Here is a 22,736-nt window from a genome sequence, read left to right on the forward strand (position 1 = left end):
TGGGCGCGCGCCACGAATCGAATCCTGAGTATCGAATAATTCGATCGGTGTCTAAAGACAAACTAGCGCCGAAATCGGTCCATTAAGGCTTTTCCCCGAGCCCATATTTTTTCGCCTCGGAGAACTTACGCGAGAACGAACGCACGACCGGTCATTCTTTCAGGTTCTCCGCGCGAACCTCATCATCGCCACGTACAGCACCGCGCCCGCGACCGCACCGATCAGCCAGCCGAAATTGTTCTCGGGCAGCACGTGCAGCAACTGCGTGCACAACTCCCAACCCACGGAGATGCATCCCGACAGCACGAGCGCCGCAACACCCACCTTGTTCCACCCGCCGTCGTAGTAGAAACGGCCCGTCGGCGCCATCGTATAGAGTTCGGCCGTTTGCACCTGCTGCTTCTTGATCAGATAAAAGTCGGCCATCATGACGCCATACAGCGGTGCGAGCACCGAGCCGAATACGCTGACGAAAATCGTAATAGCCTTAGGACTGTCGACAAAAATCCATGGGCAAACGAGCACGGCAAGGATGGACGCGATCAACCCGCCGCGCTTGAAGTCGACATGCTTCGGGAAAAGATTGGCGAGATCATAGGCAGGCGAAACAAAATTGGCGACGATATTAATGCCCATTGTCGCCACGATAAACGTCAGGCTGCCGATCACCACAGCGACCTTGTTCTGGATGTGCGCGACGATCGCGACGGGGTCCATGATCATCGAACCAAATACGCTCGCGCTGCCCGACGTCACGATGACGGTGATGATCGCAAAGACGATGAAGTTGACAGGCAGCCCAAGGAAATTGCCGACTTTCATCTGCTGCTCGCTTCTTGCGAAGCGCGAGAAGTCGCCGAAATTGAGCAGCAACGCAGCGAAATAACTGATCACGAGGAGTGTGGCATTACCCATGCCCGCGAACTGTTGCGTGCCCGTCAGCGCTTTGCCGCCAAGAGTCAGGCTCAAGCTGCCAAGCCCGGCTTGCGAAAGAATCCAGGCCATCAGTGCGAACATCACGACGTACACAGCCGGCCCGCAAAAATCGATGAACTTGCGGATCGTCTCCATGCCGCGTTGGAAAATAAAGAGCTGGAAGATCCACATGAAAAGAAAGCTTATCCAGCCCAGGCCATCGAGTTTCAGAAAGCTCACTTCACGCAATGCAGCGGACGCAGGAATGAACAACAGCAGGAGTGTCGCCACTGCTTTGGACGCGAAATAGGTTTGCACGCCATACCAGACGATGCCGACTATGCCCCGAATCATCGCCGCGAGGTTTGCACCCATCACGCCCATGCTCACCCGCGCCATGACCGGGAACGGAATGCCGTGCATATAGCTCGGCTTGCCGACCCAGTTCATCAGCATGTAAACGACGAGAATGCCAACTGTCAGCGCGATCAGCACCTGCCAGCCGGAAATGCCGAGCAGAAAGAGGCTCGCCGCGAACGTATAGCCGCCGACGCTATGCACGTCGGACATCCACATCGCAAAGATGCTATAGCCCGTCCAGGTGCGGTGATCGTGCGGAACAGGCGCGAGGTCGCGGTTGTGCAGGCGCGAATCGGCCTGCTCGGCCAAATCGCTGGGACCGTGCGGCGCATCGAAAAGAGGTGACGTGGACATGGCTCCCCCTGCTGGTTGAAGCATGGCCGTCTCCCGAAGACCGCCATGACTTGACGATGCGACGTGGCGCGCACGCGTGATTCACTTCCGGGGCCCGACGGGAATCACGTCCGCGATGACAGGTTCTGTTTCTGCAAATATAGGTTGATTGTTTTAGTAATAAAAGCGCCTGTCGATACGCCAAAAAAAAAAACCGGTGCACAAATAGAAGCGGGGGAAGAGACGCGCAAGAGCCGCGCAGAGGATGAATGCTTCCGTGACCGGTGAACGCGTCGCACGGCGTGGGTTTCGCCGCTGACCATCCCTGCCGGCGCCATCTTGCGAATGACGCGGCACCCGTCGACGGAGGGTAATCCGCCTGCCGTTGCGGGCAAGGAAGCATGGTGAAGAATATACCGGCGAAGCCGGTGTATAGGCTTCCTGTCTCACGCGAAAGGCGGGCCGTATCCGGAATATCGTTCCGATAGAATAGAAATTCTCCGAACATTCTTCCAAACGCACATCATGCAAGCCCGCAACCGCCCGCTGGACAATCAGGACCGCGCGATCATGCGCGCGCTGCAAAAGAACGCGCGCCTGTCGAATGCGGAGTTGGCCGAACTCGTCGGCATGTCCACCACTGCGTGCTGGAACCGCACGCGTCAACTCGAAGCCGACGGTTATATCCGCGGCTACGTCGCGTTGCTGGACCAGCAGAAGCTGGGCTTCGCGGATGTCGTGCTGATCGAGGTCACACTCGACCGGCACGACGACGATGCGCTGGCCCGCTTCGGCGCCGAACTCGCGACGCTGCCCGAAGTGCTCGAGGCGTACCTCGTGTCGGGCGAATACGACTATCTGATCAAGGTGGCCGTCGACGGCACGGCGGGCTATGAGCGCTTCCTGCGCGAAAGGCTCTACAAGATCTCCGGCATTCGACACAGCCGATCGATGTTCGCGCTGCGTTGCATGAAGAGCATTCCATCCGTGCAGGTCTAGGCAATCAAGCCGACGCCTGGTCAGCGATGCGCTGTGCAGGCACGCCGCGCAGCAATGCGATACCGCTCATGAACAGCAACGCCGTCAGCAGATAGAGCGCGTTGTCCATGCTGCCCGTTTGCGTCTTGATGAGCCCGATCACCCACGGGCTCACGATGCCACTTGTAATGCCGATGCTGCTGATCAGTGCGATGCCCGCCGCGGCCGCCTTGCCCGAAAGATAACCGGACGGCACAGTCCAGAAGATCGGCAGAGCGGCGAAGATCAGCACGGCGGCAATCGACAGAATGCCCAGCATCGCGGCAAAGCTGCTCAGATGCAGCGTCAGCAGCGAGAGCGCAATGCCGCCACCCATCGTGCAAGCGGCGAAATGCCGGCGGCGCTCGCCGTGACGGTCCGAATGACGCGCAATCACAATCAGCCCGACAGCGCCGATTGCATTGGGAATCACCGTGTACAGGCTGATCCACAGCACGTCGTGCACGCCGAAATCGCGGATCATCAACGGCATCCAGAAGTTGAGCGTCAACGATGCGCACGTCAGCGAGAAATAGATGAACGCGAACAGATAGACGCGCGGGTTGCGCAGTGCGTCGATGAACGAGCGCGAAGAATGCGAACTCGCGGGACGATGCTCGGCGTCGCGTTGCGCGATCAGATGATCCTTCTCCTGCTGCGTGAGCCACGCGGCCATTTGCGGCCCATCGACGAGCCAGAACGCAGCGAGCAATCCGAGCACGACAGCGGGCGCGCCTTCGATCGCGAACATCCATTGCCAGCCGAACAGACCCATTACGCCCGCCATGTCGCGCATGATCCAACCGGAGACGAGTCCGCCGAGCACGCCGGCCACGGCGACGCCCGCGAAAAAGATCGACAGGATCACGGCGCGCCGCTGCGCCGGATACCAGTACGTCAGATACAGCACGATGCCCGGAAAGAAGCCCGCTTCGAACACGCCGAGCATGAACCGCAGCAGATAGAAATGCGACGGCTGCGAGACGAACATCATGCAGACCGACGCCGCGCCCCACAGCAGCATGATCCGCGTGAACGTGCGGCGCGCGCCGAAGCGAGCCAATAGCAGATTGCTCGGCACTTCGCACGCCACGTAGCCGATATAGAAGACTGCCGCGCCGAGTCCATACATCGCATCGCTGAAGCCGAGATCGTGCTTCATCTGCAATTGCGCGAAGCCGATGTTGATGCGATCGAGAAACGAAATGACGTAGCAGAGAAACAGAAACGGCACGATGCGCAACGTGACCTTGCGATACAGCGCTGTGTCGTCGTGCTGCGTGGCGGCAGAACCACCAGGCTCATACGCATGCGGAACGGAGTGGCTCATGGATTGACTCATCAGGATCTCCAGACAATACGGGTCCAACGGACCCAACGGGTCCGGCGTTTGTTGCGCCGTGTTGTGAGGTTGTGAAGGTGAGAGGCTGTGGGGAAAACAGCGGCTCGCGTGTGCTTACGCGACGAGCCGCATCAAAAGATCAGGCCGCGACGCGCGGCACGTGCGCTGCATGTCCGGCGGTAGCCTGCGCATTCTTTCCATCGACGCCTTCGCGCGCATATCGAATCGCTTCCATCAGCGTCGCATGGTCGCCGATATGATTCGCGAGCAGCAGAATCAGTTGCGCGTTGGCCGCCTGGCTTTGCGCTTCGTCGAAGTCGCGATGCATGTCGATCAGCGCTTCGTAGAAGTCGTCGGGTTGTGTCAGATTGAGTTGCGTGATGAGTGCCACTTGTGTCTCCTTGCTCCGTTCGCCGTATTCACGCGATGCCTTCCACGCACAAAGCCCGCTTGAGCGCGGCTTCGACGCGCGCCTCGTCGAGCGTGCGCCAGCGCCCACACACATGCTGATCCGGGCGGATCAGATAAAACGCGCCGGGCGTCGCGTCGTAACGTGAGAACGCAAGGCCTTCCGCATCTTCGAGCACGACTGCGCCCTTCAGATCACGTAGCGAATCGCCCAGGCCATCAGGCGCGACGATGACCAGCTTCAACGGAATCGGTCCATCGTGCAGCGCCTTCAACGCGCGTTGCGTCGCGGCGTCGATACCGTCCTTGCCGCAGAACAGCACGCCCGTGAACACGTCGCCCAATTGCGCGAGCAGCCAGGCAGGCACGCCGTTCAGCAAAACCGGCGCGTCCGCGCATGAGGTCCCCGGCACCATCTTGCCGTCGAAGCTCTCGCAATCGGCCGTGTTGAGCGCCGAATCGCGCAGCACCGCTGGCACTGAAAGACGCCCGCTATTTGCGAGCGCACGCGCGAACGGATGCTTACGCGCGAGCTTCAGCACGGCATCGCGGAACGTGCGGCTGACAGGCGACTTCGGCGTGATGAAATCAGTGGAACGCGTGGAATTGCGGATGTTCTCGTCGGCTGCGTATTCGCGTTCGCTCGAATACGTGTCGAGCAATGCGTCCGGCGCGCGGCCGTCGAGCACCATCGCGAGCTTCCACGCGATGTTCTCGGCATCCTGGAAGCCACTGTTCGCGCCACGCGCGCCGAATGGCGACACGAGATGCGCGGCGTCGCCGACGAACACCACGTTGCCATGCCGGAAGCGCTCCATGCGCAGGCACGAGAACGTGTAGACGCTGACCCATTCCAGTTCGAACTTCACGTCCGGCCCGAGCAGTGCGCGCACGCGCGGCAGCACGCGCTCGGGCGTTTTCTCGAGGACGGGGTCCGCGTCCCAGCCGAGCTGAAAGTCGATGCGCCACACGTTGTCGGGCTGGTGATGCAGCAACACCGACTGATTCGGGTGAAACGGCGGATCGAACCAGAACCAGCGCTCGCTCGGAAACTCCGCTTCCATCTTCACATCGGCGATCAGGAAGCGGTCCTTGAATACGCGCCCCTTGCTGTCGAGTCCCATCATGTTGCGGATCGGGCTGCGCGAACCGTCCGCGGCAACGACATAGCGGCCGCACAACGGATATTCGCCATCGGGCGTCTCGACGGTCAGCGTGACGAACGCATCGGCGGAACCCGGCTCGCCGTGCTGCTGCAAGCCGACCACCTTGTTCTTCCAGCGGATGTCGATATTCGGCAGCGACTGAGCGCGTTCGAGCAGAAAGCCTTCGACGTAGTACTGCTGCAAGTTGATGAACGCGGGACGATGATGCCCCGCCTCCGGCAGCAGATTGAACGTGTACACCAGTTCGTCTTGCAGGAACACCTTGCCGACATTCCAGCTGATGCCCTTGTCGACCATCCGGTCGCCGCAGCCGAGGCGATCGAAGATATCGAGCGAGCGCTTCGAAAAGCAGATCGCGCGCGAACCAGTCGAAAGCGAGCAGTCGTCGTCGACGAGCACGACGGGCACGCCGTGCTGCGCGAGATCGATTGCCGTCGCGAGACCGACGGGCCCCGCGCCGACCACGATCACGGGATGCTCCGCCGCGCCGTTGTCCTGCTCGGCGCAGCGCCGGTATTCGAACGACAAGGTCTGGTAGTCGATGCTGCTCATTCTGCTGTCTCCATCCGTCTGCTCTGTGCTTCGTCCATGCTGTCACGCATCACGCCGGGAATCACGCCTGGAGCGCGTCCCACATGTCCTTGTCGCGCTGCGCGGTCCAGATGCGCGGATGCGTGATGCCGCTCGCCTCGTCATACGCGCGCGACACATCGAACGGCAGGCAGTGCTCGTAGATGAAGACCTGACCGAACTTCGGGTCCATCGCCTTGCGCGCGTGCGCCATCGCGGCCTTCAGATCGAGCTTTTCGGCGACGGCCTCGCGGCCGCTTTGCAGGAGCGTCGTGACGAAGTCCTTCGTATAGTCGAGGCCCTTGTTCACATCTTCGGGCGTCGTAAGCGCGGGACCACGGCCCGGCACCAGCTTCTCCGCGTTCAGCGCGCGCAGCGCTTCAAGCGTCGCGGGCCACTGTGCGAGCTGCGCATCGCCGCAATAGCACGCGGCCTCGTATTCGACGAGATCGCCCGAGAACAGCACCTTTTGCGAAGGCAGCCACACGACGGTATCGCCCTTCGTATGCCCCGCGCCCAGATGCGCGATGCGCACTTCGAGCTTGCCGAGGAAAAGCGTGATTTCCTTCTCGAACACGAGCGTCGGCCACGTGAGGCCCGGCACCGTTTCGACGCCCGCGAAGAGACGCGGAAAGCGCTCGATCTCCGACTTCATGTCGGCCTCGCCGCGCTCGACGATCATTTCATACGTGCCGCGGCTCGCGATGATCTGCTGCGCGCCTTCGTTGAAATACGCCGACGCGCCGAGCACGCGCACCGCGTGGTAGTGCGACAGCACGACGTATTTGATCGGCTTGTCGGTGACGCTGCGAATCTTCGCGATCAGGTCTTGCGCCATCGCAGGCGTCGCGGTCGTGTCGACGATCAGCACACCGTCGTCGCCGACGATCACGCCCGAGTTCGGGTCGCCTTCCGCCGTGTACGCGTACGCGTTGTCGGACAGCTGCGTCCACGTGATCTTTTTCTCTTCGAGGTCGGCTTGCGATGCGAATGCCTTGGCCATGCTCGTCTCCGTCAATTGATGAGGCGAAGGGCGAGACGGCGCGCGCCGCATGCGAGCGGCCGGCGCACTGATGGATGACTGTCTCGCCCCATAGGTTGGAATTGCCCGGCGGCGGTTGCTTTCGCGTCGGGTTGATTCAATCTTAGACCCTGGCGATTATTTGTCAATAGCGAAACGTGTCGCTATATGCTAATTTCGTGTTTACCCTGAGCGCTCGCCGGATCGGCGCGATCGTCGGCGGTCGAAGGCGCGCGTTCGTTTAACATGGACCTTTTTTCGAGCACACCAACGGCGTGAGCAGCATGAGCAAGGCAGTCAAAGCAGCCAAGGGAGCAACAGACAGCGAGACGGGCGCGGGCAAGCAGCAGCGCGGCATTCAGAGCGTCGAGGTCGGCGGACGGCTGCTGCATGCGCTCGCGACGGCGCGCGCGCCGCTCGCGCTCTCCGACCTCGCGTCGGCCGCCGACATCGCGCCGGGCCAGGCGCACGCGTATCTCGTGAGCCTCACGCGGCTCGGCCTCATCAAGCGCGACGAACTCTCGGGACGTTACGAGCCGGGGCCGTTGTCATTGCGGCTCGGCCTGATGCGGCTCGCGAACCAGCCGGCGTTTCGCGCTGCCGTGCCACGCGTCGCGGCGCTCGCCGAGGAGATCGGCTTCAGCGTCGCGATCTGCACGGCCGGTCCGCAAGGGCCGACCATCGTCCGCTACGAGCATGCGGGCTTTCCGCTGCACGTGAACCTGCATGTGGGCACGGTGATGTCGTTGCCTGCCACGTCGACGGGACGCGTGTTCTGCGCGTTCCTCGCGCCCGCTCAATTGCAGACGATGTGGACGAACCAGTCGGGCGGCACGGCCGATATCGTCGCGCCCGCTGAGCGCAAAGCGTTCGACGCGACGCTTGCGGCGATCCGCGAGCGCGGCATCGAACGCGGCATCGACGCGCCGAGCCCCGGCATCAGCAGTCTTGCCGCGCCCGTGCTCGATGCCGCTGGCCAGTTGTGCCTCGCGCTGACGGTGATCGGCCCAAGCGGCGCAATCGACGTGAACTGGACAGGTCCGATAGCGCGGGCGCTGCAAAACGCGGCACGCGACATCGGCGCGGATATCGTGGCGCATTGAACATGAACGAAGCCCTCAAGACCTCGTCATCCGAAACCACCGACGCAAAACAGCAGCGCGGCATCCAGTCGCTCGACAGCACGGGTGAACTGCTCACGGCTCTCGTCGCGGCAGGCAAGCCGTTGTCGCTGCGCGACCTGGCGGCAGCAGCGGGCATGCCGGCCGCGAAGGCCTTTCCGCATCTGGTGAGCTTGCAGAAGATCGGCTTGCTCGGGCGCGACGCATCAGGCTGTTTCGAAGCGGGGCCGCTTGCGCTCGAGCTGGGTCTCATCGGATTGCAACGCCTGTCGCCGACGCGCGAAGCGGAGCCCGAAATCGTCGATCTCGCGGTGACGACGGGCATGAGCGTCGCGATGGCCGTGCTCGGTCCACTGGGGCCGACCGTCGTGCGGCTCGAAGAATCGGCGCGGCCGTTGCACGTGAGCCTGCGCGTGGGCACGGTGATGTCGCTCGTCAACACGGCGATCGGCCGCGTATTCGCCGCCCATGTCGCCGACGATGTGCGGCAGGGTCTGCTCGCGCAGGATCATCTGCGCCTCGCGGGTGCGCAACGCACGGAGATTTTCGCGTCGCCGGATGCGCGCGCGGCAAAGCTCGCGCCGCCGTATGCGGAACGTCTCGCGCAGATCCGCGAACATGGCATCGATACCGCGCTCAACAAGCCGATTCCCGGCATCAACACATTGGCCGCGCCCGTGTTCGATCACACGGGCAGCATCGTGCTCGCGATCGCGCTGATGGGCACGGCGGGGAGCTTCGATAGCGACACCCAGGGCGGCGCCGCGCAAACCTTGCTTGCAGCGACGCAACGTCTGTCGCGGCGCTTCGGCTACGTGCGCCGCTAAAGATCGACGATGAACGCCTGACTAACGAGGCTCGTCCTCGGCAGCCTCGTCTGCTTCGTGCGACAGGCGCGCTTTCGCATGACGCATCTTCTCCAGCGTGTGCGGTTCGAGGCGCAATGCGACGCCGATCGCGAGCGCATCCATCACGCACAGATGCACGAGCCGCGACACGCCCGGCGTATTCGGATCGACGGGACTTGGCACGCGCAGCAGCAACGGGATATCGACCATCCACGCGAGCCGCGAGCCCACGCTGGTCAACGCAATCGTCGTCGCGCCGCGCTCCTTCGCGATCTGCATGCTCTCGTTCACTTCGACGCTGCGCCCCGAGTGCGAAATCGCGAACGCGACGTCGCCGGGTTCGAGCAGGCCCGCGTACAGGCGCTGCAAATGCCCATCCGTAAAAGCGCTCGCGGCGATGTCGAGGCGCAGGAAACGCAACGCCGCATCCTGCGCGACGAGCCCCGAACCCGAGCCGACGCCGAAGAAATACACGCGGCGCGCGCTCGCCAGCGCGGCCATCGCGGCGTTCACCGCGACGGGGTCGATCGCGCTGCGCGCCTGCATGATGCCTTCGACGGCCGCTTCGCCGACCTTGTGAATCAGCGCCTGTGTATCGTCGTCGCGCGCCACGGCCTGCGACGCATACGGCATCCCGCCCGCGACGCTTTGCGCGAGCTGCATCTTGAAGTCGCGCAGTCCGTGCGCACCGACGGCACGGCAAAAGCGCGTGACGGAAGGCTCGGACACGTCCGCGCGCAGCGCAAGCTCGGTGATGCTCGCGCGCATCGCGAAGTCGACGTCCGACAGCACCATGTCGGCGACCTTGCGCTCGGCGGGCCGCAACGATTCGAGCGCGCTGCGGATATGAGGAATCAGGTTCGGTGCGGACACCCGTGCGTTCCTTTGGATTGAAGGTAAATCAACGGCATGTCGTCGCGTCGCCGTACCGTGCCGTCAGCCGAGTCTGCGTCCGCTCTCCGTGTCGAACAGATGCATGTGCTGCTCGGGAAAGCGCACCGTCACGCGCTGGCCAGGCTCGATCGACGCGCGCTGGCGCATCGTCACGCACCACGACGCGCCGCCGATCTTGCCGTACAGATGCGTTTCCGCGCCCGTCGGCTCGATCACTTCGACATCCATCGGGATGCCCTCATTCGATGCTTCGATATGTTCGGGCCGCACGCCGAGCGTGACTTTCGCGCCGGGCTTCGCGGTCGCGCCGCTCACACCGTTCACGCCGTGCAGCGGAATCTGCACGCCGTCTCCGAGTTGCAACGCGACGCCGTTCGCGGCGCTCACCATAACGCCTGCCGCGAAGTTCATCGAAGGCGAGCCGAGAAAGCTCGCGACGAACAGATTCGCCGGCCGGTCGTACAGTTCCAGCGGACGCCCGATCTGCTCGATGCGCCCCGCGTTCATCACGACGATGCGATCGGCCATCGTCATCGCCTCGATCTGGTCGTGCGTGACGTAGATCACCGTGTTCTTCAGCCGCTGATGCAGCGCCTTGATCTCCGTGCGCATCTGCACGCGCAGCTTCGCGTCGAGGTTCGACAGCGGCTCGTCGAACAGGAACAGCGACGGCTCGCGCACCACCGCGCGCCCCATCGCGACGCGCTGACGCTGGCCGCCCGACAGCGCGCGCGGCAAGCGGTCCAGATAGCCGCTGAGGTTCAGCATCTTCGCGGCCGCCTCGATGCGCGGCTTGAAGCGCGTCGCCGCTTCCTTGCGGATGCGCGGACCGAACGCGATGTTGTCGTACACGGACAGATGCGGATACAGCGCGTAGCTCTGGAACACCATCGAGATATTGCGCTGCTGCGGCGGCAAGCCGTTCGCGCGCGTGCCGCCGATCGTCAGCTCGCCGCCGCTGATTTCCTCGAGGCCCGCGACCATCCGCATCAACGTGCTCTTCCCGCAACCCGACGGGCCGACCAGCACGACGAACTCGCCGTCGTCGATGTGCAGGTCGATGCCGTGCACGACCTGCGTATCGCCGTAACGCTTGTAGATGCCGCTCAGTTGAACTGCTGCCATGCTGTCCTCATCGTCGTCGTGCGCGGCGTTGCATGTCGCCGCGTTGCGGTTGTGCGGTCACGTTGCCCGTTCGAAGGCGTTAAAGGCGTTATAGCGATTCGAGCGTCAGCTCCTCGGCCATCAGGCGATTGCCCGCCATCAGGCCGCCATCGACGGGCAGCGCGACGCCCGTGATCACCCGCGCCATCGGCGACGCGAGAAAGAGCACGGCATCGGCGATGTCGTCGGGCGTCGCGAAGTCGCGCAGCGGATACCACTTCTTCAGGTTCTCGAAGACCTGCGGGTTCTTGTCGACGCGCGCCTGCCAGGCCTTCGTCTTCACGGTGCCCGGACACACGATGTTCGCGCGGACGCCGTAACGTCCCAGTTCGATCGCGAGCGACTTCGTATAGCTGATGAGCCCAGCCTTCGCCGCGCTGTACGCGGGATGGCCGAGCGCCGCCATGCCGTTCACCGAGCCAATCAGCACGATCGACCCCTGCTGCCGTTCGATCATCGACGCGCGCACCGCTTCGACCGTGTGATACGTGCCGTTCAGGTTCAGATGCACGTCGCGCTGCCAGCTCGCGGCGTCCGTCCTGGCGAGCGTCAGCCCTTCCGCTGCGCCCGCGTTCGCGACGAGCACGTCGACGGGGCCGCGCGCGGCCACGGCTTGCGCGACGCGCTCGCGCACCGCGTCGGCATCGCCGAGATCGACGGCGACAGGCGTCACGTTGTCGGCGCCCAGACTGGCAGCAAGCTCGTTCAGCGCGGCATCGTCGATGTCGAGCGCGAGCACTGTCGCGCCGTCCTCGACGAAACGCCGGCACAACACGCTGCCGATTCCACCGCACGCTCCCGTCACCAGCACGACACGCTTCATGTCCGTCCTCTCCACGTTCGCGGACGGCCCGCGCTAAAGCGCCAGACCGCCTGTCGCATGTAAATTTCCTACATAGTGCGCATTTTCAGGGTTCGCGAATGATGCGTCCGCTACATACATCGCCACACCCGCACCGCACAAAAAGCCCATCTTTTACGGCATCTTATGCAAAAAAACGGGCGACAAAAAATATCGTCAGCCCTACGTGACAACATTTTTTTTCGTGTGTAGGATTTTTTCAAACAATCAACCCAAGCAGCCGGCTACGGCGGCGGACCACCTCAGGAGAGACGAAATGTCGTTGCATGCACGTGCTTCCCTTACGCTCGGCAAAGTTGCCGCAGCGCTCGCGTTTGCAGGTCTTGCCCTATCGGCGCACGCCGATACGGTGCGTGTGACGGTCGCGCACTACAGCGACGCGACGGCCCCGTACTTCGAGAAAATGGCCCGCCAGTTCGAGAAGGCCAACCCCGGCACCACGATCAAGATCGAGGACGTGAACTGGGACACGCTGCAACAGAAGCTGCAAACGGACATCTCGGGCGGCGCGAACGCCGACCTCGCGATCGTCGGCACGCGCTGGCTGCTCGATTTCGTGAAGGACGACGTGGCCGAGCCGCTCGACGGCTACATGGACGCGAATTTCAAGGGCCGTTTCATCGGCCCGTTCCTCGCGCCCGGCCAGATCAACGGCAAGACGTACGGCCTGCCGATCGCCGCTTCGGCGCGCGCGCTCTACTACAACAAGGATCTGCTCGCGAGCGTCGGCTATCCGAATGGCCCGAAGACGTGGAATGACGTGATCGACGCGTCGAAGAAGCTGAAGGCGAAGGGCGTCGCCGGTTTCGGCCTGCAGGGCAAGGAAATCGAAACCGACGTGTACTACTACTATGCGCTGTGGACCAACGGCGGCGACGTGCTGAACAAGCAAGGCAAGGCCGGCTTCGATTCGCCCGCTGGCATCAAGGCGGCGACGCTGTACAAGTCGATGATCGACCAGGGCCTGACGCAGCCTGGCGTGACGGGCTACAGCCGCGAGGACGTGCAGAACCTGTTCAAGCAGGGCCGCGTCGCGATGGTGATCTCCGCGCCGTTCCTCGCGAAACAGATCAAGAAGGAAGCGCCGAATCTGAAGTACGGCATCGACCCGGTTCCCGTCGGCACGAACGGCGCGACGTATGCCGTCACCGATTCGATCGTGATGTTCAAGAACTCGAAGGTGAAGAAGGACGCGTGGAAGTTCCTCGACTATCTGTTCACGAAGGAACCGCGCGTCGAGTTCACGAGCACGGAAGGCTTCCTGCCGACGACGAAGGCCGAAGCCGCCGACCCCGCGTTCAACGATGCCGACACGAAGGCCTTCATCGCCCTCTTGCCGCAAGCGCGCTTCGCGCCGACGGTGACGGGCTGGGAAGACACCGCGAAGGCCGTGACGAATGCGATGCAAGCCGTGTATCTCGGCAAGGCCAAGCCTGACGATGCGCTGAAGCAGGCGGCGAATCAGGCAAACCAGGCGCTCGGCCACTGAGGCGCGCTTGAGCCGTCGTTGAAGATTCGTCATTAGCGTAGTACGGAAGCCGCATCGGCTCGATGTCGATGCGGCTTCAAGTTCGATGAGCGCGCGCTGCGCTTTGTTCATGCGAAGCGTGCGCCGTATTGCATCCGGCCCATTCCGTCCCGAGGGCTTCATGAGTTCCAACGCCCAAGCAACTGTCGATCGAGCGCGCATGAGCCGTTCCATCGCGCCGCGCGCCGCCGCGCCCTGGTGGCTGATCGCGCCGAGTCTGATCCTCGCGCTGTTCATCATCAGCTATCCGATCTTCAACATCGTGTACCAGTCGCTGCACGATGTGTCGCGCTTCGGCGCGATTCGCGATTTCACCGGCCTGAAGAACTTCTATACCGTCTTCGCCGATCCCGTGTTTCTCGATTCGCTGCGCCGGACGATCGTCTGGACGGCTTGCGTGGTCGGCGGCACGATCATCATTTCCGTGCCCGTCGCGCTGGTGCTGAATCAGGACTTTCACGGCCGCGGCATCGCGCGCACGATCGTGATGCTGCCGTGGTCCGTCTCGCTGACGATGACAGCCGTCGTCTGGCGCTGGGCCTTCAACGACGACTACGGGATGGTCAACGTGACGCTGCAGCGCCTCGGGCTGATCGGCGGCCCGATTCACTGGCTCGCGACGCCCGAGCTGGCGTTCCCGGTCGAGATCGCCGTCGGCATCCTCGTGTCGATTCCGTTCACGGTGACGATCCTGCTCGGTGGGTTGTCTTCCGTGCCCGGCGATATCTACGAAGCCGCGCGCATCGACGGCGCAAGCGCTTGGCAGCAGTTCCGCCAGTTGACGCTGCCGCTGCTGCGGCCGTTCGTGAACATGGCGATCCTGCTCAACGTGATCTACGTGTTCAACTCGTTTCCGATCATCTGGGTGATGACGCAAGGCGGCCCCGACAACGGCACGCATATTCTCGTCACGTATCTGTACGAACTCGGCTTCCGGCTCGGACGCCCCGGACAGGCGGCCGCCGTGTCGCTGATCATGCTCGTGATGCTGTTCGTGTTTTCGGTGCTGTACCTGCGCATTCAGCCGTCGAAGGAAGGAGAGCCCGCATGAACGCGAAGATGAAACGCACCGTGTGGTGCTGGCTCGCGCTGTCGCCGCTCGTCGTGATCGTGCTGTTTCCGTTCGCCGTGATGCTGTTCACCGCGCTGAAGCCCGCGCAGGAAGTGTTCATCTATCCGGCGCGCTGGTTTCCTGTGCATTGGCAATGGCAGAACTTCGTCGATATGTGGACGGCCGCGAACTTCGGCGTCGCGTTGCGCAACAGTTGCGTGATCAGCCTGCTGTCGACGGCGCTCGCGCTGGCCGTGAGCCTGCCTGCCGCGTACGCGCTCGCGCGTTTTCCGTTTCGCGGGCGCGGACTCTATCGACAGTTTCTGCTCGTCACGCAGATGCTCTCGCCGATTCTGCTGGTGGTCGGCCTGTTCCGTCTCGCCGCGATGATTCCGTACGGCGACGGCAATCTCGTCGACTCGAAGATCGGAGTGATCGTCTCGTATGCGGCGTTCAATATAGCGTTCGCCGTGTGGATGCTGTCGTCGTATTTCCAGACCGTGCCGCGCGATCTCGAAGAGTCGGCGTGGCTCGAAGGATGCAGCCGTTCGCGCGCGGTGTTCAAGGTGTTCCTGCCGCTCGCCGTGCCCGCGATCGTCGTGACGGCGATCTTCACGTTCATCAATGCGTGGAACGAGTTTGCCGTCGTCTATACGCTCATCCGCTCGCCGGAGAACAAGACGCTCACCGTGCAAGTCACCGATATGGTGGCGGGCAAGTACGTCGTCGAATGGCATCTGGTGATGGCCGCGACGCTGTGCGCGACATTGCCGGTGTCCGTCGTGTTCGCGTGGCTGCAGCGCTATCTCGTGAAGGGGCTCGCGCTCGGCGCGGTGAAGTAACGCGCGTTTTCGATTCGTCGCGCGAGGGTCGGAACGCAAGTTTGGGTGAACGCTCGCCTGATGCATTCCTGAAACCCGCAGCCAGTTTTGATCGTGCAACGCGTGCCGATGTTCGAAACAATCGCTGCGGCTGTTGTCAAAGCGGCTACGGGCAGCGAGGGATCATTCGAAGCGCTATCGGGCTGGATGTCATGGGCGTGCAAAACTCACGGACGACAATCCGCCGAACAATGTTCACCACGTTGACACATACGACTCGCTAACATGAGGCGTGACGCGGCCGGCAAGGCGATGCCATGCTGGTCGGCTTCACGGCTCACAGTCTCACAGACGGGAGATCGATTTGACCGAGCGCCACCTTGCATTGCGTGCCGTTGCGAATCCTAAAGACCCATTCGAAAGCCTGTTCATCGACTTGGGCGAACACTCGGCCGACAAGGCGCTCCTCGCTCTGACCGATGCGATGCATGCCCAACAGCGGGACATGAACGCATATGAGTGGCTTCTGAACGCCCTCCCCGGCGCAACGTTGAAGCCCGCGTTCGCAATCGGCACTGTCGGCGAGTTGTATCGGTCGTTCACGAGGCCGGCCGAGTTCGCGCGCTTGAACCGTCTCCACAGGTCGTAGCGAATCGTTTCGGCATCGTCCGTCGTCGCCCGGATACGGCTGCCTCACGCGTCCAAAGTGGTTACCTCAAATTCATTCGAATTGGCCATTTCGCATGACCAGTTCAGCGCCTAATCTTCGTCTTGTCGTGCAAGCAAACGCGCTCCATCACTGAGGAAACCATCATGGAACAACGTCTCGACTTCTACAAAGCCAACCCGCACGCGATCAAGGCCATGCTCGCCGTCGAAGAACGCATCGAGAAGAGCGATCTCGAAAAATCGCTGGCGCACCTAGTGCGTCTGCGCGCTTCGCAGATCAACGGCTGCGCGTTCTGCGTCGACATGCACACTGCCGACGCACGCAAGGGTGGCGAAACCGACCGTCGTCTCGCGACGGTCGTCGTGTGGCGCGAAACGCCGTTCTTCACGGCCCGCGAACGCGCGGCGCTCGAATGGACGGAGGCCCTCACGCTGGTGTCCGAGAACCACGTGCCGGACGCGATGTGGGAAGCGGTGAAACCGCATTTCAGCGAAGCGGAACTGGTCGACCTGACGCTGCTGATTTCGGCGATCAACGCATGGAACCGCTTTGCGATTTCGTTCCGGAAGCTGCCGTCGTAAGCGCTCCAAACGGCGCATCGAGGTTGAGGGGAAAGCGGGCGATGCCCGCTTTTTTCATGTGTCCGCAGTCTGCGTCGTCGGATCAACGGCGCTATGCTATGACGTCCACTCAACATCAACGGGAAGACGCTTATGACAACGACAACGGGATCGATGATTACTTTTCGCCGGCCCGACGGCCAGGAACTGCAAGGCTATCTCGCCACGCCCGACAAACCCGATGGCGCGCCCGCCGTGGTCGTCATTCAGGAATGGTGGGGTTTGAACGATCAGATTCGCGGCGTCGCGAATCGCCTCGCGCAATCAGGCTACCTCGCGCTGGTGCCCGATCTGTATCGCGGCAAATCGACGGTCGAAGAGGAAGAGGCGCATCACCTGATGGATGGGCTCGACTTCGGCGATGCGGCGTCACAGGACATTGTCGGCGCGATCGGATATCTGAAGGAGCGCGCGAGCCGCGTCGCCGTAATGGGCTACTGCATGGGCGGCGCGCTGACGCTTCTCTCACTGTGCCAGAGCCCCGATGTATCCGCAGGCGTCGTCTTCTACGGCTACCCTCCGCTGGAGTACATCGACGCGTCGAAGATCAAGGCGCCCGTGCTCGGCCATTGGGCGACGCAAGACGCGGCCTTTCCGATCGCAAACGTGGATACGCTGGAGTCGAAACTGCGCGATGCGAACGTCGACGTGCAGTTCCATCGCTACCTCGCGCATCACGCGTTCACCAACGAGACGGCGGTCGGCAGCCGGCGCATCGCCATCACGCAGTACGACCCTGTGTGGTCGCAACTGGCCTGGGACAGGACGCTGACCTTCTTCGGCCGCACGCTCTGGGCGAAGTAAGCGCGAAGCGTTCCACGCGACTCATGATTCATATCGGGCGCGGGCCTTTGCGGACCGCAGCGCCCGGCGCGGATTGACGCAGCGCGTCGCTCGTTACGAAGCGACTTCGGCGCTGCGCCGAACCACGTCGTGTTCGCCGATCAGTCGTCGTAGTGGCGATGCTTGTGATGGCGCCCGCCATGGTAGCCACGGTCATCCGCGTACGAATTGGAGCGCGAGATGTTGCCGCCGAGCGCCGCACCTGCGCCGCCGCCCAGGGCTGCGCCGACGAGACCGCCTCCGCGTCCGCCCATCGCATTGCCTGCCGCCGTGCCGGCTCCGCCGCCCAGCGCGCCGCCGATGATGGCGCCCGTGCGCTCGCGGCGGTTCGACGTGACGGCGCCGCCAGCGCCGCCGCCGACCGCGCCGCCGATCACGGCACCCGTGCTGCCGCCGACTGCGCCGCCCAACGCCGCGCCGGCCACACCGCCGAGCGCGCCGCCAAGCGCATTGTTCATATCGCCGGCCAGCGCCGGTACTGACGTCGCAGCCGTGAGCGCTGCAATCGCGACCATCTGAATGATTCGGTTCGACATAGAAGGGTCAGTTGTTTTTGAGACGGCGCGAGTATAACCGGACATCTGAAAGGCTCCAGTAACGCCGGCCGTCCTCGCCGGTAAGAGGTGTAACAAAGTTCGCTGCGCAAATTGGCATGCGGCCGGAAGCAAGGCTGGAGCGGCTTCGGGCTCATTGTTTCGTGTTCGGCATGACACTTTTCGCCGGCGCGGCGTTGCGTGATGGCGACGTGGGCTTGCACTATTTGATCGACTCCGCTAGCGCTCGAAACGAGCGGCGATTCATCGCCGCCCGATCGGCATGGAGGATGCTCGACATGGCATGACGAAACCGGCGCCGCGCCGGACGACTCGATACATATGTCCGGTCACGCGCCGCTACACCCACTTGATCAGGAGGGTTCGATGAATATCAGCATCATCGGTGCAGGCAATATCGGCAAGGTGCTCGCGCGCCGCCTCGTCGAAAAAGGGCACGCGGTCCGCATCGCCAACTCGCGCGGCGGCGCTTCGCTGCAAGCCGTCGCGCAGCAAACGGGCGCAACGGCGAGCAACGTGCCGGACATGATCGCGGACGCCGACGTGATCGTCGTGACGATTCCCCTCGCCAAGGTCCCGCAGCTGCCGAAGGGACTCTTTGACAACGCGAAGCCATCGGCTGTCGTGGTGGATACGTGCAACTACTACCCGCGTCAGCGCGACGGCAGGATCGACGGCATCGAGGCGGGCGCGAACGAAAGCCGCTGGGTCGAAGAGCAGATCGGGCATCCCGTGATCAAGGTGTTCAACAACATCTACGCCGCGCATCTCGAAGGTATGGGCAAACCGGCGGGCACGGCGGGACGCATCGCGTTGCCCGTCGCGGGCGACGATCCGAAGGCGAAGCAGATCGTCTTCGGACTCGTCGACGACATCGGCTTCGATGCCGTGGACACGGGCACGATCGCCGATTCATGGCGTCAGCAGCCGGGCTCGCCTGTCTACACGGCCGATCTCGACGCGCAAGGCGTGAAGGACGCGCTGGCGCGCGCATCGAAGGAACGCACCGCGGACTGGAAGGCGACGCCCGCCAGCCCGGGTACGTTCGATCGTCCTGCGTGATCGAACGGACGTTGCACGACTCTCACGCGACTGCGCCTCTTCGCGACAACGCCGTCGCTACATGACTCGCGCCATGTAGCGACGGCTATTGAGCCAAGCCGAAGCCGGGCTCGAACTGTTTCCCGACGAAGGCGATATGCGCGTACATCGCTCGTTGCGCGGCATCGGGATCGCGGTCCCGCACCGCGAAGAAAATGGATTCGTGCTGGTTGAGCCGCATCGCCGATTGCCTGAAGGCGTTCGCATTGTTGAGCGTCGCATCGAACGTATTGGCGGCGATGTGCTCGCGAAGCATCGTGATGACGCTCGCGTAGAACTGGTCGAGCATGCGGTTGTGCGAGGCGGCCGTCAGGGCCGTATGAAATTCACCGTCGACGATCGCTTCCGCATCCACGTCGTGTGCCTCGACCGCGTTGCGCATCTTCACGAGAATGGCCTGAAGCCTGTCGAGTTCTTCCGCTGTCGAGCGCTGCGCCGCAAAGCGCGCCGCCGCGCACTCGAAGACCAGTCGGAACTCGAGCGTCTCCGCCCTCAACGGCGGATTCTCCGCGACCAGTTGCAGCCACGGCGCGCTCAGACGCGCGGGCTGTCGCTGCACGACATACACGCCGCTGCCCGGCTTCGTTTCGAGCATTCCGCGCGTGACGAGCCGCTGGATCGCCTCGCGCACCGTCGAGCGCGACACGCCCAGCGATTGCGCCAGCGCGCGCTCCGCGGGAAGGCGCGCCGCGGTCTCCCACCCGCCTTCGAGCAGCTTTTCTTCGAGCTGCAGGACGGTCCTGTCGACCGCGCTGGACGAAAGTGTGTGAAGTCCCATGCCGGTGCTTCCCGAGATTGGTCTGACCGATTTGCCTGGCCTGGTGGACGAAATCACTATTCGCCACATCGAGCACGCGGACATCTCGATACCGCAGCCGATGCTCACAAGCTCCACAATCAGGAGGAAAAAACATGGCGGATTCTAACTCACTGGTCATCACGCTGCATGCCGACGACGACGTCGCCATCGCGCGCGGCGCCATCGCGGCGGGCACTGTGCTGCGCGAACTGAACGGCCTCATCGTCACCGACGACATTCCCGCCGCGCACAAGGTTGCCGTGCGGGCGATCAGGACGGGCGACCCCGTGCGCCGCTACGGTCAGATCATCGGCTTCGCCACGCAGCCGATCGAGCCTGGCGCGCATGTCCATACGCAGAACGTGTCGATGGGCGACTTCGCGCGCGACTACGCGTACGGCACGAACGTCAAGGCCGTGGCGCCCGCGCCGCAAGCGCTGACGTTTCAGGGCATTCGCCGCGCCGACGGCCGCGTGGCGACGCGCAACTACATCGGCGTCGTCAGCACCGTCAATTGCTCGGCGACTGTGACGAAGCTGGTCACGCAGCATTTCTCGGCGCCTGGCGCGCTCGACGCATGGCCGAATGTCGACGGCATCGTGCCCCTCACGCACAGCTTCGGCTGCTGCATCGACCACAACGGCGAAGGCATCCAGCAGTTGCGCCGCACGATCGGCGGCTATGTGCGGCATCCGAATTTCGCAGGCGTGGTCGTGATCGGCCTCGGCTGCGAGGCGAACCAGATGGGCGCGATGTTCGTCGCCGAGGGCGTCGAGACAGGCGAGACCGTTGTGCCCCTCGTCATTCAGGAACAGGGCGGCACGCAGAAGACCGTCGACGCGGCGATCGCGGCCGTCGAGAAGCTGCTGCCCATCGCGAACCGCGCGGTGCGCGAGCCGCTTCCGGTATCGCATCTGAACATCGCGCTGCAATGCGGCGGCTCGGATGGCTACTCGGGCATCACGGCGAATCCAGCGCTCGGCGCCGCCGTCGATCTGCTCGTGCAGCACGGCGGCACGGCGATTCTCAGCGAGACGCCCGAAATCTACGGCGCGGAACACCTGCTCACACGACGCGCGATCACGCCGGAAGTCGGCGAGAAGATCGTCGAGCGCATTCACTGGTGGGAGAGCTACGCGGAGCGCGAAAAAGGCAGCATCGACAACAATCCGACGCCGGGCAACAAGGCGGGCGGCCTGACGACGATACTCGAAAAATCGCTCGGCGCCGTTGCGAAGAGCGGCTCGACGCCGCTGATGGACGTGTATCGTTACGCGGAGCCCGTGACGGCCAAAGGCCTCGTGTTCATGGATGCGCCCGGCTATGACCCGATGGGCGCGACGGGGCAGATCGCGAGCGGCGCGAATCTCGTGCTGTTCACGACGGGACGCGGTTCATGCTTCGGCGCAAAGCCCGCGCCTTCCATCAAGCTCGCGACGAACACGAAGATGTACGCGCGCATGATCGACGACATGGACATCAACTGCGGCGACATCATGGACGGCGACACGACCGTCGAGCAGAAAGGCCGCGAGATCTTCGACATGATCATCGCGGTGGCGTCGGGCGCGAAGAGCAAGAGCGAGGCACTCGGCGTAGGCAACGAGGAATTCGTGCCCTGGATGATCGGCGCGCAGATGTAAAGCGGACTTGCGGGCGTGGCGCGGCTGGGAGGGCCGCGCCTGTACGCGACATGGCCGCGTATACGCCGGACGCCTGAGTTTCGCTGGAAACCGTCCAGGTACCCGACCGGCGGGAACGCCGTCGGTGAAGGACGAGGTGTTTCCATCGGCGGCTTACCGTGAAGCGGGCCGAACGCTTACAGTCGGCCGATTGCCGCCGTTCCGTCATCGTTCAGGGTCGTTCATCGGACCATGATGGGCCCCTCGCCATACGCCCTTGATTTGTTGACAATCGCTATCCCGAGCGGGAGCAGCCTCCGGATAAACTACGGTTCGCAACAGCGGTGTCACGGACGCTGATTGATCCAAGCCGCTCGAACGCGGCGAACCGAAGATCCTCTGGCCATGCAACGAAAGGAGAGACCTCATGCCGAGCCTTGAGCGAGCCCGAGCAGCGATACTTGTCGACTCTGTCTGGCGCATGGTGCTTCGCCTCGGATTTCCACTCGCTCGCGCCTGGTGGCACCTTCGACGGCCTCGCCATGAGGGCGCGCTCGTAGCAATCTACGTCGGGCGCGCGCTGTTGCTGGTGAAGACATCGTACCGGGCCGAGTGGAGTTTTCCCGGCGGTAGTATCCGGGCCGGTGAGACGCCTGATGCAGCGGCGCAGCGCGAAATGGAGGAGGAGATCGGTCTCTCATCGTACACGTTACTCCCCGCAGGCAGCGTCTACGGCACTTGGGACGGTCGAAGAGACCGGGTGCATTTCTTTGAACTGCACCTCGATTGCATGCCCGAGCTGCGGCTTGATAATCGTGAGATTATCGCCGCGCATCTGGCATCGCCGGAGGATCTGCACAGCATCGCGCTGACAGCGCCGGTCGCTGCGTACCTCGGCAGGGATCTCTCCCGCTAGTTGGGCTCTTTTCCTTTCGGGACGTCTCGACGGGTTCAAAGCCGATATTCGAATGACGGCCGATGGCCGATCACCTGTCAAATACCAAAGCCAACAGCGGCGTCATTAATCGCTTAAGAAGCAGCTTCTTCCCCGACAGGCTTGACTCCTACGGATCACCGTACCGCGCTGCTCGCCCGCCGCGCCAATT

General features: G+C 63.1%; 21 protein-coding genes. 11 read left to right on the plus strand and 10 right to left on the minus strand.

Features of this window, described 5'->3' with window-relative positions:
- Positions 1–159: 159 nt before the first annotated feature.
- The gene (locus tag BN2476_RS04320) at positions 160–1,629 is read right to left on the minus strand and encodes an NCS1 family nucleobase:cation symporter-1 (protein ID WP_087732921.1); all 1,470 of its coding nucleotides are present in this window, start codon (positions 1,627–1,629) and stop codon (positions 160–162) included.
- A gap of 504 nt (positions 1,630–2,133) precedes the next feature.
- On the opposite strand from BN2476_RS04320, the gene BN2476_RS04325 reads away from it, so the two are divergent.
- A complete protein-coding gene (locus BN2476_RS04325; RefSeq protein WP_087732922.1) occupies positions 2,134–2,607 on the plus strand; it encodes an Lrp/AsnC family transcriptional regulator in 474 nt (157 codons plus the stop codon).
- 4 nt (positions 2,608–2,611) lie between these two features.
- Here the strand turns inward: BN2476_RS04325 and BN2476_RS04330 are convergent, their stop codons facing one another.
- The 4 genes from BN2476_RS04330 to BN2476_RS04345 all read right to left on the minus strand — a co-directional run bounded on the left by BN2476_RS04330 (position 2,612) and on the right by BN2476_RS04345 (position 7,114).
- The gene (locus BN2476_RS04330) at positions 2,612–3,955 is read right to left on the minus strand and encodes an MFS transporter (protein ID WP_087732923.1); all 1,344 of its coding nucleotides are present in this window, start codon (positions 3,953–3,955) and stop codon (positions 2,612–2,614) included.
- A gap of 151 nt (positions 3,956–4,106) precedes the next feature.
- On the minus strand, positions 4,107–4,358 hold the full coding sequence (locus tag BN2476_RS04335) for a DUF2783 domain-containing protein (protein WP_087732924.1): 252 nt from the start codon (positions 4,356–4,358) through the stop codon (positions 4,107–4,109).
- Between the two features lie 28 nt (positions 4,359–4,386).
- Positions 4,387–6,093 carry an FAD-dependent oxidoreductase gene (locus BN2476_RS04340; protein ID WP_087732925.1) on the minus strand — a complete coding sequence of 569 codons (1,707 nt, stop codon included), beginning with the start codon at positions 6,091–6,093 and terminating at the stop codon, positions 4,387–4,389.
- A 61-nt stretch (positions 6,094–6,154) separates the two neighbouring features.
- On the minus strand, positions 6,155–7,114 hold the full coding sequence (locus BN2476_RS04345; protein WP_087732926.1) for an MBL fold metallo-hydrolase: 960 nt from the start codon (positions 7,112–7,114) through the stop codon (positions 6,155–6,157).
- A gap of 302 nt (positions 7,115–7,416) precedes the next feature.
- On the opposite strand from BN2476_RS04345, the gene BN2476_RS04350 reads away from it, so the two are divergent.
- The gene (locus tag BN2476_RS04350) at positions 7,417–8,235 is read left to right on the plus strand and encodes an IclR family transcriptional regulator (RefSeq protein WP_087732927.1); all 819 of its coding nucleotides are present in this window, start codon (positions 7,417–7,419) and stop codon (positions 8,233–8,235) included.
- 2 nt (positions 8,236–8,237) lie between these two features.
- Positions 8,238–9,080 (plus strand): IclR family transcriptional regulator, encoded by an 843-nt coding sequence (locus tag BN2476_RS04355; protein ID WP_087732928.1) that lies wholly within the window; start codon positions 8,238–8,240, stop codon positions 9,078–9,080.
- A 21-nt stretch (positions 9,081–9,101) separates the two neighbouring features.
- Here the strand turns inward: BN2476_RS04355 and BN2476_RS04360 are convergent, their stop codons facing one another.
- From BN2476_RS04360 to BN2476_RS04370, 3 genes are all read right to left on the minus strand, one after another.
- The gene (locus BN2476_RS04360; protein ID WP_087732929.1) at positions 9,102–9,974 is read right to left on the minus strand and encodes a MurR/RpiR family transcriptional regulator; all 873 of its coding nucleotides are present in this window, start codon (positions 9,972–9,974) and stop codon (positions 9,102–9,104) included.
- A 63-nt stretch (positions 9,975–10,037) separates the two neighbouring features.
- Positions 10,038–11,120 carry an ABC transporter ATP-binding protein gene (locus BN2476_RS04365; RefSeq protein ID WP_087732930.1) on the minus strand — a complete coding sequence of 361 codons (1,083 nt, stop codon included), beginning with the start codon at positions 11,118–11,120 and terminating at the stop codon, positions 10,038–10,040.
- 88 nt (positions 11,121–11,208) lie between these two features.
- Positions 11,209–11,982: an SDR family oxidoreductase gene (locus BN2476_RS04370; protein ID WP_087732931.1), complete on the minus strand. Its 774-nt coding sequence runs from the start codon at positions 11,980–11,982 to the stop codon at positions 11,209–11,211.
- Positions 11,983–12,277: 295 nt separating this feature from the next.
- On the opposite strand from BN2476_RS04370, the gene BN2476_RS04375 reads away from it, so the two are divergent.
- The 5 genes from BN2476_RS04375 (at position 12,278) to BN2476_RS04400 (ending at position 17,515) form a co-directional block, all read left to right on the plus strand.
- Positions 12,278–13,510, plus strand: a complete 1,233-nt coding sequence (locus BN2476_RS04375; RefSeq protein WP_087732932.1) for an ABC transporter substrate-binding protein — start codon at positions 12,278–12,280, stop codon at positions 13,508–13,510.
- Positions 13,511–13,709: 199 nt separating this feature from the next.
- Positions 13,710–14,600, plus strand: coding sequence for a carbohydrate ABC transporter permease (locus BN2476_RS04380; protein WP_087732969.1), 891 nt, complete (start codon positions 13,710–13,712; stop codon positions 14,598–14,600).
- Positions 14,597–15,442, plus strand: a complete 846-nt coding sequence (locus BN2476_RS04385; RefSeq protein ID WP_087732933.1) for a carbohydrate ABC transporter permease — start codon at positions 14,597–14,599, stop codon at positions 15,440–15,442. The genes BN2476_RS04380 and BN2476_RS04385 overlap by 4 nt, the downstream gene beginning before the upstream one ends.
- A gap of 792 nt (positions 15,443–16,234) precedes the next feature.
- Complete coding sequence (locus BN2476_RS04395) at positions 16,235–16,672, plus strand: carboxymuconolactone decarboxylase family protein (RefSeq protein ID WP_087732935.1); 438 nt, start codon at positions 16,235–16,237, stop codon at positions 16,670–16,672.
- Positions 16,673–16,804: 132 nt separating this feature from the next.
- Entirely contained in the window at positions 16,805–17,515 is a 711-nt protein-coding gene (locus tag BN2476_RS04400) for a dienelactone hydrolase family protein (protein WP_087732936.1), read from the plus strand.
- 140 nt (positions 17,516–17,655) lie between these two features.
- Here BN2476_RS04400 and BN2476_RS04405 read toward each other — a convergent pair whose 3' ends face one another.
- Positions 17,656–18,090 (minus strand): hypothetical protein, encoded by a 435-nt coding sequence (locus BN2476_RS04405; RefSeq protein ID WP_087732937.1) that lies wholly within the window; start codon positions 18,088–18,090, stop codon positions 17,656–17,658.
- A gap of 384 nt (positions 18,091–18,474) precedes the next feature.
- Between BN2476_RS04405 and BN2476_RS04415 the strand changes: the two genes are divergently transcribed.
- Positions 18,475–19,170, plus strand: coding sequence for an NADPH-dependent F420 reductase (locus BN2476_RS04415; RefSeq protein WP_235850691.1), 696 nt, complete (start codon positions 18,475–18,477; stop codon positions 19,168–19,170).
- Between the two features lie 85 nt (positions 19,171–19,255).
- Here the strand turns inward: BN2476_RS04415 and BN2476_RS04420 are convergent, their stop codons facing one another.
- The gene (locus tag BN2476_RS04420) at positions 19,256–19,987 is read right to left on the minus strand and encodes a FadR/GntR family transcriptional regulator (protein ID WP_087732940.1); all 732 of its coding nucleotides are present in this window, start codon (positions 19,985–19,987) and stop codon (positions 19,256–19,258) included.
- Positions 19,988–20,121: 134 nt separating this feature from the next.
- Here BN2476_RS04420 and BN2476_RS04425 point away from each other — a divergent pair, with 134 nt between their 5' ends.
- The gene (locus BN2476_RS04425) at positions 20,122–21,651 is read left to right on the plus strand and encodes a UxaA family hydrolase (RefSeq protein WP_087732941.1); all 1,530 of its coding nucleotides are present in this window, start codon (positions 20,122–20,124) and stop codon (positions 21,649–21,651) included.
- A gap of 406 nt (positions 21,652–22,057) precedes the next feature.
- Positions 22,058–22,546, plus strand: a complete 489-nt coding sequence (locus BN2476_RS04430) for an NUDIX domain-containing protein (RefSeq protein ID WP_087732942.1) — start codon at positions 22,058–22,060, stop codon at positions 22,544–22,546.
- Positions 22,547–22,736: the final 190 nt, after the last annotated feature.

The sequence above is a fragment of the Paraburkholderia piptadeniae genome (assembly GCF_900007165.1).
In the GTDB taxonomy this organism is placed as follows: domain Bacteria; phylum Pseudomonadota; class Gammaproteobacteria; order Burkholderiales; family Burkholderiaceae; genus Paraburkholderia; species Paraburkholderia piptadeniae.